Origin of the sequence: Providencia sp. PROV119 (genome assembly GCF_028482435.1) — a bacterium.
Lineage (GTDB): Bacteria > Pseudomonadota > Gammaproteobacteria > Enterobacterales > Enterobacteriaceae > Providencia > Providencia stuartii.
The window spans coordinates 26925-40980 of the sequence record NZ_JAMPQL010000025.1 but is presented as its reverse complement, the minus strand read 5'-3'; the positions used below and the strand labels follow the sequence as shown (position 1 = coordinate 40980).

Genomic DNA, 14056 nt, shown 5'->3' with positions numbered 1-14056 from the left:
ATTATTGTGGTGATGTCTGTTCTGAGGGGAGCGTATTGAGCTCCAATAAGTTCCGATTACCATCAATCATGGTGATCGTTTTCTGTGGCTGATAGCACTCGCGTAGTGGAGATAAACAGGCTTTAGAGGAGCGCTGTTGTATTCCTAACCAATCACTCATTAGCCAATAATTATTCGCGGTAGAATAGGGCTGATTGAGGGCGGTTTCGTTCAATACAGGTTTGGACGCACTCTGGCTGTACCATATAAACAGGGGAATTTCATAGGCCTCTTTGCGTGGGCTATTGACACCATGGTGGTAGTGAATGTTACGGTCACTGTCTAATCGCTGTAAGGCATGATCAGAAAAATACATGACGGTTGCAGCCTTACCATCTAATTTTTGCAAGATCTTATCGATAAATTTATCGGTATAGGCAATCGAACTATCATAACAGTTATCATCCTCTTGCTTGCTAAATTCTTGGTATTGGTCTTCAGGGAAGCGATTACAGGATGGTTCATGACTACCATAGGTATGTAATACAATCAGTTTTTTCTTTTTCCCATTCTGCGGATCATCGCTAATGGCTTGGTCGAAATAGTCTAAAATCTCTTCATCGTAACCGACAAACTCATTCCATTTCTTGTGTTTTGCCATGCTAGCAATGGTGGAGATAACGCTGGTTTTTTTATTGGTTTTACCTTGATTGCTGATCCAATAGGTATCAAAGCCCGCATGGTTAGCTAAGGCAATAATGTTATCAGCATAGTGCTGCTTATCCTGCATCTGTGAAAAGCTAATGTTTGAGAGAGACACTGGCACCGATAGGATGGTGACTGGTGCAGGCGAATAGGCCTGATTAAACAGCAGCATTTGTGGTTTACGGCGGTTTAAATTGGGTGTTGTATCGTATTGATAACCATAAAGGCTTAGGTGGTCTCGGCGTACCGATTCGCCAATGATCAAGACATAAACATCGGCAGCAGTTTCTTTTTTATCGTATTGATATTGAACAGTATAACTGGATATCTTCCGAATGCCTCTATTTTCATATAAATTTCTGATCAGTGCAGACGCGTTATAAAAAGGGGTGTGAGAGAGATATTGTTCCCCTAAAAGTAGATAGCTATCTTGTTTCGCGAATAACGCGGAATAATAGGTTGGGATCAACACAAGATAACCACAAAATACCCCCAAGCTTGCCCAAGTGACTTTGCAATTGAGGTATTTAGCACCTTGACGAATACTCAAAAAATAAACAGCGAAAACAATAATATAAAATAGAACATAGTATTTGTTGTAGGAGAGCATGCCTACAGTTTCACTGCTATTGGTGTTGATAAATGTTTCGGCAATCGACGAGGAAAAGCGGATATCGTGTTTTTGATAAAAGAAAAATGAAACGGAGAGGTTGAGCGCCCATAAAAAGGTAACAAATACCGTGATGATTTTCCCAGCCAGCGTGCGGTAGATCCCCGCACAAAGCAACATAACTAATGCGCCCGTTACGGTGATCGCGAGCTTGGAAAGTAAACTAATATCACCACCCAATAGTGCGGGTATAGCGGAAATCAGCAAAAAGTAAATTAAAGTGATAAATAAACGCATAGTGATAATGATTGGTTATATCTAATTTAAAGATTTAATTGGGTATTATTTTTAATTAAGTTAATTAGGTATGTATTAAGCGTTTATAACATAAAAAAAGAGAGTTTAATCAATATACAAGGGGTAAAAAACTGTAAACTAGCGTTATGTTAAGTCATGGATAAAAGAAAACCCTATGTTTTCACACAGGGTTTTCAAGCTGATAACGGTTTTTTCTCGCCGCAAATTAGATATCAATATTTGCCGCTTTCAGAGCATTCTCTTCGATAAAGGCACGACGAGGTTCAACGGCATCACCCATCAAAGTGGTGAACAGCAAGTCGGTTGCGATAGCATCTTTTACGGTGACGCGCATCATACGACGTGTATCAGGGTTCATAGTGGTTTCCCAAAGTTGCTCAGGGTTCATCTCACCAAGACCTTTATAACGTTGTACCGATAGGCCACGACGTGACTCACGACTTAACCACGCCAGCGCTTCCTCGAAGTTTTTGATATTCTGGCGGCGTTCACCACGTTCGATATAAGCACCTTCTTCAATTAGGTCGGCAATCATGTCACCTAAATGGGTGATGCGGCGGTATTCGCTACCGTGAACAAAATCAAAGTCGAGATTGTAGTCAGTATCGACGCCATGAGTACGGATACGAATGGTCGGTTCAAATAGCTGACGTTCGCGATTTTCCTTGATGGTATAGCTGTAAGTACTACCAAGCTGCTCATTGTCTTCTAAGCGTTGAACTAAGCCTTTAGTCCACTCTTCGACTTGTTCACTGCTTTTCAGAGCTTCTTCCGTCAAGGTAGAGTGATACACCAAGCTATTCAGTAATGCTTGTGGATAGAGCCGCTCAAGACGACGAATGATCTTGTGTGCAGCATTGTATTCAACAACCAGTTTTTCTAGCTCTTCGCCTTTCATCGCCGGTGCATCAGCACTTAGATGTAGCGCGGCTCCATCAAGTGCAATAGAAATGAGATACTCATCCATCGCATCATCATCTTTGATGTATTGCTCTTGCTTACCTTTTTTCACTTTGTACAGTGGAGGCTGAGCGATATAAACATGACCACGCTCAACAATTTCAGGCATTTGGCGATAGAAGAAGGTCAATAACAGCGTACGGATATGCGAACCATCGACGTCAGCATCCGTCATGATAATAATGCTGTGATAACGCAGTTTATCTGGGTTATATTCATCACGCCCAATACCGCAGCCTAAAGCGGTGATCAACGTAGCGACCTCTTGTGAGGAGAGCATCTTATCGAAACGCGCTTTCTCAACGTTAAGAATTTTACCTTTTAGAGGCAAAATAGCTTGGTTCTTGCGGTTACGGCCTTGTTTTGCAGAGCCGCCCGCGGAGTCCCCTTCCACAAGGTAGAGTTCAGAAAGTGCTGGGTCGCGCTCTTGGCAGTCTGCCAGTTTGCCCGGCAAACCCGCCAGATCTAAGGCGCCTTTACGGCGAGTCATTTCACGTGCTTTACGTGCTGCCTCACGCGCACGCGCTGCATCAATAATTTTACCAACAACAATTTTTGCGTCAGTTGGGTTCTCTAATAGATACTCAACAAACCGTTCATTCATCATGGTTTCAACGGCTGTTTTCACCTCAGAAGAAACGAGTTTTTCTTTTGTTTGTGATGAAAACTTAGGATCAGGCACCTTAACAGAGATAACCGCGATCAAGCCTTCACGGGCATCGTCACCGGTTGCACTGACTTTAGCTTTTTTCTGATAGCCTTCTTTATCCATGTAGTTGTTGAGTGTACGTGTCATTGAGGCACGGAAGCCTGCAAGGTGAGTACCCCCATCACGCTGTGGAATATTATTGGTGTAGCAATAAACGTTTTCTTGGAAGCCATCGTTCCACTGCATGGCGATTTCAACACCAATACCATCTTTCTCAGTTGAGAAGTAGAATACAGATGGGTGAATTGGGGTTTTATTGCGGCTTAAATACTCAACGAACGCTTTAATTCCACCTTCATAGTGGAAATGGTCTTCTTTGCCATCACGTTTATCAATCAGTCTGATTGAGACACCAGAGTTTAAGAATGACAGTTCGCGCAGACGCTTAGCTAAAACGTCGTATTCAAATTCAGTGACGCCTTTGAAGGTGTCTAAGCTTGGCCAAAAACGGACGCGAGTTCCGGTTTGATCGGTTTCACCAACAACAGTTAGTGGGCCTTGTGGCTCACCGTGGCAATAAGTTTGTTCATGAACTTTACCATCACGGCGGATAGTGAGCTCTAATTTTTCGGATAAGGCGTTAACAACAGAAACCCCAACTCCGTGTAGACCGCCGGAGACTTTATAGGAGTTATCGTCAAATTTCCCGCCCGCATGCAGTACCGTCATGATAACTTCTGCTGCTGATACCCCTTCTTCCTCATGGATACCTGTTGGAATACCACGACCATCATCTTGAACAGAGACTGAGTTATCAGCATGGATTGTGATCACGATGTCGTCACAAAAACCGGCGAGGGCTTCGTCGATAGCGTTGTCGACAACCTCGAAGACCATGTGATGAAGACCTGTACCATCGTCGGTATCACCGATATACATGCCTGGGCGCTTACGCACGGCATCCAGCCCTTTTAATACCTTGATACTTGAGGAGTCATATGTATTCGACATCAACGTTTCCCGCTATATTTATTCCTGTGGTTTAACTTCTATTTTGCCATGTTCTACGCTAAACATCTTGCTATTTACATCAATCATGTCTTTAACTTGCTCAGGTGTTATTGCACTAACAAACACTTGAGCTTGCGTAGCCTTAAGCCGAGCAGCCAATAATTGACGGCGTCCCGAATCAAGTTCTGAGGCAAAATCATCCAGTAGATACAGGCATCTTTGCCCGCTCTGTTGGGTGAAAAACTCACCCTGCGCTAACCTTAATGCGCACATTAAAAGTTTCAATTGACCGCGTGAAAGCATATCTTCCACAGGGGTTCCATTCGCCCTGATCCGCAAATCAGCTTTATGTGGCCCAGAGGCGGTATAGGTTAACATTTTATCACGCTCAAATTGGCGTTCTAATAGCTCTGAATAATCGATTTCTTTATCCCAACCGCGTTGAAAAGAGACCGATAATACAAATTCAGGCAAAAATTGTTGGCAGGTTTGCTCAATATTTTCCGCAATACCTGCAATATATTCACTACGCCATTGGCTGATTTGCTCTGCAAGCGGAGCTAATTGCTGATCCCAATGGCGTATTTGTTCATAGCGACTGACCTGCCGTAATGCAGCATTGCGTTGCTTTAATAACCGTTTTAAGTCTGACCAAACGGAAAAAAACAACGGTTCGTTATGAAAACAGCCCCAGTCGATAAATGCACGTCGATACTTAGGGCCACCGTTTAGTAAGGTAAACCCTTCTGGGGTAATTAATTGCATTGGCAGTAATTTTGCCAGTTCTGCAATTTTATGACCGTCTGTGCCATCAATTCTGACTTTACTGTCACCCTCACGGTTTTTACTCAACCCTAACGACAATGCTTTGCGCGATGCATCCAGATGGCCTAATTTCCCATGTAGGATAAATTGAGCCTGTTCGTGGCGGATCACGCGGTTCGCTTGGATACTACGAAAAGCACGACCATGTCCCAAGGTGTATATCGCTTCAAGCACACTGGTTTTGCCGCTCCCATTGGGGCCAATTAAAAAATTGAACCCATTAGCTAAAGCGAGATCGGCATCTTCAATGTTACGAAAATCGCGGATCAATAAACGCGAAAGGATCATAAAACGATTACAAACGCATTGGCATAACAACGTAAACAGCCGCGCTACTTGCGGAGTCTTCAATTTGAACACTCGACACAGCATCGGTTAAAAACAGAGTGACGTTTTCACTCTTCAGGGCATTGAGCACATCAAGGATATAGCTAACGTTAAAGCCTATTTCCATTTCAGTACCCTGATAATTCACATCAACAATCTCTTCCGCTTCTTCTTGCTCTGGGTTGTTTGCCGTAATGCGTAACTGATTTTCACTGAAATATAAGCGAACGCCACGGAATTTTTCATTCGATAAGATGGCCGCGCGTGAAAATGCTTGCTTGAGCAGATCACAACGAGCTTCTAATGTCTTATCCGGGTTTTTCGGCAGAACACGACGATAATCAGGGAACCTGCCATCAACCAGTTTTGAGGTGAAAATAAAATCACCCACATGGGCACGAATATTATTACTGCCTATTTGCAATTGGACAGGGGTATCACCGCCATCCAAGAGGCGCATTAACTCAATGACCCCTTTGCGTGGCACGATGACCGAATGTGAAGGTAAATCTTGCCCGATATCCATCGCACATACAGCAAGGCGGTGCCCATCGGTTGAAACGGTTCTTAATAACTGGCCTTCGGTTTCAAATAGCATGCCGTTGAGGTAATAACGGACATCTTGATGAGCCATTGAAAACTGAGTGGCTTCGATTAAGCGTTTGAGGATTGACTGTGGAAGCGAAAACTCCACCTCACTTTGCCAATCATCTAAATTCGGGAAATCTGTGGCTGGTAATGTCGATAGTGAAAAACGGCTACGCCCTGAGCGAACAAGCAGCCTGTCATCATCGAGTTCTACACGAATTTCAGAACCTTCAGGAAGCCCACGCCAGATATCAAAAAACTTGCGTGCTGGAACGGTGGTTGCTCCAACGTCATGCTCCTGCGTTAAAGGAACATGGGCCATCATCTCCATTTCTAAGTCGGTTCCGGTTAATAGCAAAGCGCCTTCTTTAACTTGTAAAAGAAGATTACCTAAAATAGGTAGCGTTGGACGCCCACCTAATGGACCACTAACCTGTTGCAACGGTTTTAATAACTGCTCGCGTTCAATAGTAAATTTCATAGCAATTAAGATGATAATGTTCTGATTAAGTTAGAAAAATCCTCTTTGATGTCATGGCTTTCTTCCCGCAATTGTTCAATTTTACGGCAAGCATGCAATACCGTTGTATGATCACGGCCACCAAAGGCATCCCCGATTTCAGGCAAACTATGATTGGTCAGTTCCTTCGCCAACGCCATCGCCATCTGGCGCGGACGGGCGACAGAGCGAGAACGACGTTTAGAAAGTAAATCCGCAACTTTTATTTTGTAATATTCAGCCACAGTTTTCTGAATGTTATCGATAGTTACCAGTTTTTCTTGTAGTGCTAGCAAATCTCGCAGCGCTTCACGCACAAAGTCAATGGTGATAGCGCGGCCAGTAAAGTTTGCATTGGCAATAACACGGTTTAACGCACCTTCCAGTTCACGCACATTGGAGCGTAGGCGTTTAGCGATAAAAAAAGCCACCTCGCCCGGAAGCTGGATCTCATTTTCATCGGCTTTCTTCATCAAAATCGCTACACGGGTTTCTAATTCAGGTGGTTCAATGGCCACCGTTAAACCCCAACCAAAACGCGATTTTAAACGATCTTCAACCCCATTGATCTCTTTAGGGTAGCGATCGGAAGTCAAAATAATTTGTTGGTTGCCTTCCAACAGCGCATTGAAGGTATGGAAAAACTCTTCTTGAGAACGCTCTTTATTCGCAAAAAATTGGATATCATCAATCAGCAGTGCATCAACAGAGCGGTAATAGCGTTTAAACTCTTCAATCGCATTGTTTTGTAAAGCTTTGACCATATCTTGCACAAAACGTTCAGAATGCATATATACGACACGCGCATTGGCTTTGTGCTGCATGATGCTGTTGCCTACAGCATGTAATAAGTGTGTTTTACCTAAGCCCGTTCCCCCATAAAGGAATAATGGGTTGTATGCTCCCCCTGGATTTTCGGCAACTTGCCTCGCAGCAGCACGAGCGAGTTGGTTTGATTTACCTTCAACAAAGTTATCAAAGGTGTGTTTGGGGTTAACATTGGAGCGATAGGCAACATCAGGTTGCGCTTTGGTTGAGTTATCCCAACTTGGCTTCACTGGCGCCGACGGAACGGCGATAGCTGGCGCTTCATGGGTATGGCGAGCCTGAGTATTGGTAGGAGAAACGGTGATGGGTTTGCTCCCCACCTCAAAACGCAGAGCTGGCGCATCAGTACCACAAAAGTCATTCAATAACTCGTTGATGTTATTGATGTACTTATCTCTAACCCAATCAAGGACAAAACGATTCGGGGCATAAAGTGCCAGTGTATTATCGTTTAATTCAGCTTGAAGAGGGCGTATCCACATACTGAATTCTGTGGCAGGTAGTTCATCCTGCAATCGGGCAAGACATTGCTGCCAAAGCGAAAGTGACACGGTGGACTCCCCTAAACAAGATCAATGAAACAAAAGAAGTACAGATTAAACAAAGAATTTTTTACTGGCCGCTTTTTTATGCAAGCGCCAGAGAAGTCAAAGTGATTCATTTTTACTCATCGTATTTTTCCGATCCTCAGATCAGAAACGTGACCAGAGATCATACCGTAAAATTGGCAAGAGATCTTCATTCTTTTACACAGTTTTTATGCTTTTTATCCACAGGTAATTGTGGTAAGACATCGCGATTAGAGGAGAACCCTCTTGTTTGATCTCGATCATTTGCTATTTTTCCACAAAGCTGGGGATAACTTTAGACGATTTATGAAAAATTTTCTCTAAGGATCAAAAAATATTTTTAGATCGGCCGATGATCCTTGCGCTTTGAGGCGGAGTCCGTATAATCTTCCACCCTGTGTACTGCATTGAAGTGATTTTCACGATAGACCATTTCGAGGTAAGTTATGAAAATGGCGCTTCATTCGCTGTTGCAGCATATGTCAGCAAACCTGTCAGCCAGGCTATAAATAAAGTGGTTTGATTGCGTCATTTCATTGACGTGACCCCCTATGTTTTATTACAATCCTGCCTCTTTCTATATTGTTGCGATAGAGGCACAGGTGTAAATCAGTTTCCACTGGTTGCCAACGCGTTTACTGAATCAGTAATAAATTTTAAAGTTAGGTAGAAATCGTTATGAAACGCACTTTTCAACCGTCCGTACTGAAACGCAACCGTTCACACGGTTTCCGTGCTCGTATGGCCACTAAAAATGGTCGTCAGGTTCTGGCTCGCCGTCGTGCTAAAGGCCGCGCTCGTCTGACCGTTTCATCTAAGTAATAAAGCTAGCCCTCTATTCAAGTGGTTACGCTCGCTTTTACCCGGGAGTTACGTTTGTTAACTCCCAGGCACTTCGATAATGTCTTTAAGCAGCCGCAGAGGGCGAGTTCCCCAGAGATAACAATCCTTGGTCGCCTAAACGAGCTGGGGCATCCCCGCATCGGTCTCACCATCGCCAAAAAAAATGTTAAACGAGCTCATGAGCGAAATCGTATTAAGCGATTAGCCCGTGAATATTTTCGTTTGCATCAACATGAGTTGCCTCCCATGGATTTTGTGGTATTGGTAAGAAAAGGGGTTGCTAATCTCGATAATCAACAAATAACGGAAACATTGGGTAAATTATGGCGTCGACACTGTCGCTTGGCTCAAAACTCCTGATTGGGTTGATTAGGGGATACCAATTGGCAATTAGCCCACTGTTAGGGCCTCGTTGCCGTTTCAATCCAACTTGTTCAAATTATGGAATTGAGGCATTGCGCAGGTTTGGAATGTTAAAAGGTAGTTGGTTAACGGCGAAACGCGTATTAAAATGCCACCCTTTACACGCTGGTGGAGACGATCCTGTTCCGCCTAAAAAAAACGATGATAATAGAGAATTATAACGATGGATTCGCAACGCAATCTTCTACTCATCGCTTTGCTATTTGTTTCGTTCTTAGTATGGCAGGCCTGGGAAAGCGATAAAGCTGCTCAGGATCTAAAAACTGTCCAAACGACACAACAAACAGATATGCCAAGCAGTGATTCCCAAGCTGTTACAAGCAGTGGGCAAGGTAAGCTAATCACAGTGAAAACGGATGTGTTAGATTTACGCATCAATACTCGTGGTGGTGATATCGATGAGGCTGACTTGTTAGCCTATCCTGCAACCCTTCATTCGGAAAGTCCCTTCCGTTTACTGGAAACTACACCCGATTTTATCTATCAGGCACAAAGTGGTCTGATTGGCCAACATGGCCCAGATAACCCAGATAATAGCAATGGTCAACGCCCTGTTTATAGTGTGGAATCATCAAGTTTCATTCTTGCGGATGGCCAAGATGAGCTACGTGTTCCGATGACATTCACCGACAAAAACGGTGTGGTTTATCAAAAAACCTATGTGTTGAAACGCGGCCACTACAATGTTGATGTTGAATACAATATTCAGAACCCAACAGCGCAAGCTTTGAACCTTGCCTTCTTTGGTCAGTTAAAACAAACTATCCAACTACCAAAAGAACGTGATACAGGTAGCAGCAACTTCGCATTACATACATACCGTGGTGCAGCCTATTCTTCAGATGAATCTAACTATAAAAAATATAGCTTTAGTGATATCGAAGATAAAAAACTCAATGTCACCACTAAAGGTGGTTGGGTGGCGATGTTGCAACAATACTTTGCAACCGCGTGGGTTCCTGCAAGTAATGAAAATAGCACGTTCTACACCATCGACCTTGGTCAAAAAGAGGCGATTATCGGTTATAAGAGCCAACCATTAACGATTGCTGCTAATGGTGCTGGTACTTATTCATCGACGCTATGGGTAGGCCCTGAAATCCAGTCAGAAATGGCTGAAGTGGCACCTCATTTAGACTTAACGGTTGATTATGGTTGGTTATGGTTTATCTCTCAGCCACTGTTCAAGCTGTTGAAATTTATTCACGGTTTTGTCGGTAACTGGGGTATTGCTATCATCATCATTACCTTTATCGTCCGTGGTATTATGTACCCGCTGACTAAAGCACAGTACACCTCAATGGCGAAAATGCGTTTATTGCAACCAAAACTGGCGGCAATGCGTGAGCGTATTGGTGATGACAAACAGCGTATGAGCCAAGAAATGATGGCGTTGTACAAAGCAGAGAAAGTCAACCCACTAGGTGGTTGTTTACCGCTGCTTATCCAGATGCCAATCTTCCTTGCTCTTTATTACATGTTGATGGGTTCTGTTGAACTACGTCATGCACCATTCTTTGGTTGGATTCAGGACTTGTCAGCACAAGACCCATACTACATCCTGCCAGTGTTGATGGGTGTGACTATGTTTGTTATTCAGAAGATGTCGCCAACAGCCGTGACCGATCCTATGCAGCAGAAGATTATGACCTATATGCCGGTCGTCTTTACTATCTTCTTCCTGTGGTTCCCTTCTGGTCTGGTACTGTACTACATCGTGAGTAACTTGGTGACCATTATCCAGCAGCAGATCATCTACCGCGGTCTGGAAAAACGTGGTCTACATAGCCGCGATAAAAAAGAGAAGAAATAATAGAGGTCTTGGGTAAGCAAGAAGCTTATTTCAGGATATAGTATTAAGGCGGCCATTCATGACCGCCTTAATTTTTTATAGGAATGACAGAGAGACATCATGCAAACCAACGATACGATTGTTGCACAGGCAACACCTCCCGGTCGTGGTGGGGTCGGTATTTTACGTGTATCAGGCCCAAAAGCGGCTGTAGTTGCTCAAACTGTGTTGGGTAAGCTACCAAAACCGCGTTATGCGGATTACCTACCTTTTCGTGACGTCGATGACACCGTACTGGACCAAGGTATTGCCATTTTTTTCCCCGGCCCTAACTCATTTACAGGGGAAGATGTTCTAGAACTGCAAGGCCATGGTGGTCCTGTCATTCTTGATTTATTACTTAGACGTATTTTGACGATTGATGGGGTGCGTATTGCTAACCCAGGTGAGTTCTCTGAACGCGCATTTTTGAATGACAAATTAGATTTAGCACAAGCTGAGGCGATTGCAGATCTGATTGATGCAAGTTCAGAGCAAGCCGCCCGTTCGGCAATGAACTCGTTACAAGGGGCATTTTCAGCACAAATCCATCAAATGGTCGAAGCATTGACGACATTGCGTATTTATGTCGAAGCTGCCATCGATTTCCCTGATGAAGAAATTGATTTTCTTTCTGACGGTAAAATTGAAGCCAAATTGGATGACGTGATAGCGGATTTAGAGCGAGTACGCTCAGAAGCTCGCCAAGGCAGCTTGTTGCGTGAAGGGATGAAAGTGGTGATTGCGGGTCGTCCTAATGCAGGGAAATCGAGTTTATTGAATGCGTTAGCAGGTCGTGAAGCAGCGATTGTGACTGATATTGCAGGAACCACACGTGATGTTTTGCGTGAGCATATTCATATTGATGGTATGCCATTGCACGTGATTGATACAGCGGGCTTACGTGAAGCGAGTGATGAAGTTGAACGTATTGGTATTGAGCGAGCATGGAAAGAGATTGAACAGGCAGACCGAGTTTTGTTTATGCTTGATAGCACCACCACGGATGCGACAGAGCCTCAAGAGATTTGGCCTGAATTTATGGCACGCCTGCCAGAAACATTGCCTGTTACTGTGATCCGCAATAAAGCGGATAAAACAGGTGAAAAAATTGAGTTTGTTGAAGATGTTCGTTACCCATTAATTCGCCTATCTGCACGTGAAGAGAAAGGGATTGATTTGTTGCGCGATCACCTAAAAGAGACGATGGGTTTTAATAGTAATACCGAAGGTGGTTTTTTGGCTCGTCGCCGTCATCTACAAGCCCTTGATGCAGCGGCAATGCACTTAGCTCAAGGTCATGAGCAATTGGTCGTTGCTCGCTCCGGTGAGCTACTTGCAGAGGAGTTGCGCCTTGCACAGCAAGAGCTGAGCGAGATCACCGGTGAATTTACATCAGATGACCTGTTAGGCCGTATTTTCTCCAGTTTCTGTATCGGCAAGTAAAAATTTGCTTAGCTAAAAGTTGTGGCAGCTTGCTATCTTATCAGCAAGCTGCAGTCAATCTATCGCCGTTAGATCTGTTAACTGGTTATAAAACTGAGACTTCACAGGATATGCATGACGATCGGTTAATACAAAAGGTATCTTTACGGCGGCTAATGAGGTCTGTATTGTCAATAGTCACCCAATTCGGTGACAGATGTTCACTATTTCCTGCATATAAACTATTGGCAAAAAGCCAAAGGGTGCCTTAGGATAATTTTCCAGTTTTCTTTTTGAGCCAACTCTCTTTTAATCGTAATGAGTACAAATTTTTCATTAGGAAAATTTTTTTGCACTCTGCCATCAAAGGGATTGCGTGAAAACCAATGAAACGGAACATAGCTATCTAATTGATGTTTTTTTCTACCTTCGATGATCTCTTTGTCTGCAATATCATGAAATTTCTTAATGTCTACTCTTGGCTTTAAGCCCTCAATCAATATATTTCTTATATTTTTCAAACTAGTAAGATGATATATTAGCTTTTTTGTTTTGATATCATTCATATAGTATTCCTTTGATTATTATAAAAATAATATAATTAGAGTGTTAGTTTAATTATTTCATCTAATTATCAAGAGAATATCGCAATATATGGCAAAGAGCAGTGATAGTGCTAACATCATTAAGAAATACTTATTATTTGGATGATGTCTGCTTAACGTTAATTTTGTCTTAATCCTTCTTGTGATTTTTCTTTTTATAATGTCGAGCTAATTTTAGTCATAGGTTATATTCATGAGCATTAAGCTTCCTACCAATATACACATCTACAATTTTGTACAGCGACCTGACCTTATCGATGAATCCGATGAACTGCTGGATAAATTATGGCCAGAGTTTATGAGCCAAACTGCTGTTTGTGATGAATATTGGCAAGTATTGTATGAAAAGCCGAATGCACAATTTCAGTTTTTAGCTGTCGCGAATGTGGATGGAAAAGAGAAGGTCGTCGGTGTCATTAAAGCGATCTCCTTTCTATGGCCTGATGAAAATCTGACAAAACTGCCTGATTTTGGTTGGGATGATATTTTCAATTTTGCGGTTGAGAACAAACAAGGTGAAGATCGCTATATTTCTGCATTATCAGTGACGATTGAGCCTGAATATCGTGGTTATCAAATTCCAGCACTACTGATTAATGCGTTGAAAAAAGCGGCTGTAGCGTATGGGGCGAAGGCGGTTGTTGTTCCTGTACGACCCACTTTAAAGCATCGTTATCCTCTACAATCATTTGACGATTATTGTGCATGGAAAAATACACAAGGGGAGCCTTTTGACCCTTGGATACGCACACATTGGCGATTAGGGGGTAAAATTTTACAGCCTGTATATCGTTCTATGGTGATTGCTGGCACCATTAAACAATGGGAGTCATGGACAGGCATGCGTTTTATGCAGTCTGGCCAATATATTGTACCGCAGGCGTTAGTTCCCGTTAATATCGATACACAAGCTCAATGGGGCGAATATATCGAGCCTAACCTTTGGATGTTGCACTCTCTGGGAAATGAATAAAGGGAGTGCTATGTAAATGTTTACGCATGCCATACTATTTTTAATGTTAGGACGTTGATATTTTTCTTTTTTAATTGTTTATTTGAAA

Annotated in this window: 12 protein-coding genes; 6 read left to right on the top strand and 6 right to left on the bottom strand. The window is 43.0% G+C overall.

All coding sequences use genetic code 11. From position 1 onward, the window contains the following. Position 1: 1 nt before the first annotated feature. The 5 genes from PSF11_RS17750 to dnaA all read right to left on the bottom strand — a co-directional run bounded on the left by PSF11_RS17750 (position 2) and on the right by dnaA (position 7850). A complete protein-coding gene (locus PSF11_RS17750; protein WP_072502658.1) occupies positions 2–1591 on the bottom strand; it encodes a phosphoethanolamine transferase in 1590 nt (529 codons plus the stop codon). Positions 1592–1817: 226 nt separating this feature from the next. After that, a complete protein-coding gene (gyrB, locus tag PSF11_RS17745) occupies positions 1818–4232 on the bottom strand; it encodes a DNA topoisomerase (ATP-hydrolyzing) subunit B (RefSeq protein WP_004924097.1) in 2415 nt (804 codons plus the stop codon). A gap of 18 nt (positions 4233–4250) precedes the next feature. Then, on the bottom strand, positions 4251–5345 hold the full coding sequence (gene recF, locus PSF11_RS17740; protein ID WP_004924099.1) for a DNA replication/repair protein RecF: 1095 nt from the start codon (positions 5343–5345) through the stop codon (positions 4251–4253). Between the two features lie 7 nt (positions 5346–5352). Next, positions 5353–6453: a DNA polymerase III subunit beta gene (gene dnaN / locus PSF11_RS17735; RefSeq protein WP_004924103.1), complete on the bottom strand. Its 1101-nt coding sequence runs from the start codon at positions 6451–6453 to the stop codon at positions 5353–5355. 5 nt (positions 6454–6458) lie between these two features. Further along, positions 6459–7850, bottom strand: a complete 1392-nt coding sequence (dnaA, locus tag PSF11_RS17730) for a chromosomal replication initiator protein DnaA (protein ID WP_004924106.1) — start codon at positions 7848–7850, stop codon at positions 6459–6461. Positions 7851–8546: 696 nt separating this feature from the next. Between dnaA and rpmH the strand changes: the two genes are divergently transcribed. The 5 genes from rpmH to mnmE all read left to right on the top strand — a co-directional run bounded on the left by rpmH (position 8547) and on the right by mnmE (position 12411). After that, positions 8547–8690 (top strand): 50S ribosomal protein L34, encoded by a 144-nt coding sequence (rpmH, locus tag PSF11_RS17725; protein ID WP_004906236.1) that lies wholly within the window; start codon positions 8547–8549, stop codon positions 8688–8690. Between the two features lie 21 nt (positions 8691–8711). After that, the gene (rnpA, locus tag PSF11_RS17720) at positions 8712–9071 is read left to right on the top strand and encodes a ribonuclease P protein component (RefSeq protein ID WP_004924110.1); all 360 of its coding nucleotides are present in this window, start codon (positions 8712–8714) and stop codon (positions 9069–9071) included. Continuing rightward, on the top strand, positions 9035–9295 hold the full coding sequence (yidD, locus tag PSF11_RS17715) for a membrane protein insertion efficiency factor YidD (RefSeq protein WP_014657163.1): 261 nt from the start codon (positions 9035–9037) through the stop codon (positions 9293–9295). Before rnpA ends, yidD begins: the two co-directional genes overlap by 37 nt. A gap of 2 nt (positions 9296–9297) precedes the next feature. Next, the gene (yidC, locus tag PSF11_RS17710; protein WP_004924116.1) at positions 9298–10947 is read left to right on the top strand and encodes a membrane protein insertase YidC; all 1650 of its coding nucleotides are present in this window, start codon (positions 9298–9300) and stop codon (positions 10945–10947) included. A gap of 99 nt (positions 10948–11046) precedes the next feature. After that, on the top strand, positions 11047–12411 hold the full coding sequence (gene mnmE, locus PSF11_RS17705) for a tRNA uridine-5-carboxymethylaminomethyl(34) synthesis GTPase MnmE (RefSeq protein WP_004924119.1): 1365 nt from the start codon (positions 11047–11049) through the stop codon (positions 12409–12411). A gap of 221 nt (positions 12412–12632) precedes the next feature. Here the strand turns inward: mnmE and PSF11_RS17700 are convergent, their stop codons facing one another. Beyond that, a complete protein-coding gene (locus PSF11_RS17700; protein WP_060560777.1) occupies positions 12633–12956 on the bottom strand; it encodes a DarT ssDNA thymidine ADP-ribosyltransferase family protein in 324 nt (107 codons plus the stop codon). Positions 12957–13188: 232 nt separating this feature from the next. Here PSF11_RS17700 and PSF11_RS17695 point away from each other — a divergent pair, with 232 nt between their 5' ends. Beyond that, positions 13189–13968 carry a transferase gene (locus tag PSF11_RS17695; protein WP_072502659.1) on the top strand — a complete coding sequence of 260 codons (780 nt, stop codon included), beginning with the start codon at positions 13189–13191 and terminating at the stop codon, positions 13966–13968. The last annotated feature ends 88 nt before the right edge of the window (positions 13969–14056 follow it).

Bases quoted from the DNA above. Each gene is read 5' to 3' on its own strand.
- mnmE (WP_004924119.1), top strand. From the start codon at position 11,047: ATGCAAACCAACGATACGATTGTTGCACAGGCAACACCTCCCGGTCGT.
- yidD (WP_014657163.1), top strand. From the start codon at position 9,035: ATGGCGTCGACACTGTCGCTTGGCTCAAAACTCCTGATTGGGTTGATT.
- PSF11_RS17695 (WP_072502659.1), top strand. From the start codon at position 13,189: ATGAGCATTAAGCTTCCTACCAATATACACATCTACAATTTTGTACAG.
- dnaN (WP_004924103.1), bottom strand. From the start codon at position 6,453: ATGAAATTTACTATTGAACGCGAGCAGTTATTAAAACCGTTGCAACAG.
- PSF11_RS17750 (WP_072502658.1), bottom strand. From the start codon at position 1,591: ATGCGTTTATTTATCACTTTAATTTACTTTTTGCTGATTTCCGCTATA.
- gyrB (WP_004924097.1), bottom strand. From the start codon at position 4,232: ATGTCGAATACATATGACTCCTCAAGTATCAAGGTATTAAAAGGGCTG.
- PSF11_RS17700 (WP_060560777.1), bottom strand. From the start codon at position 12,956: ATGAATGATATCAAAACAAAAAAGCTAATATATCATCTTACTAGTTTG.
- recF (WP_004924099.1), bottom strand. From the start codon at position 5,345: ATGATCCTTTCGCGTTTATTGATCCGCGATTTTCGTAACATTGAAGAT.
- yidC (WP_004924116.1), top strand. From the start codon at position 9,298: ATGGATTCGCAACGCAATCTTCTACTCATCGCTTTGCTATTTGTTTCG.
- rpmH (WP_004906236.1), top strand. From the start codon at position 8,547: ATGAAACGCACTTTTCAACCGTCCGTACTGAAACGCAACCGTTCACAC.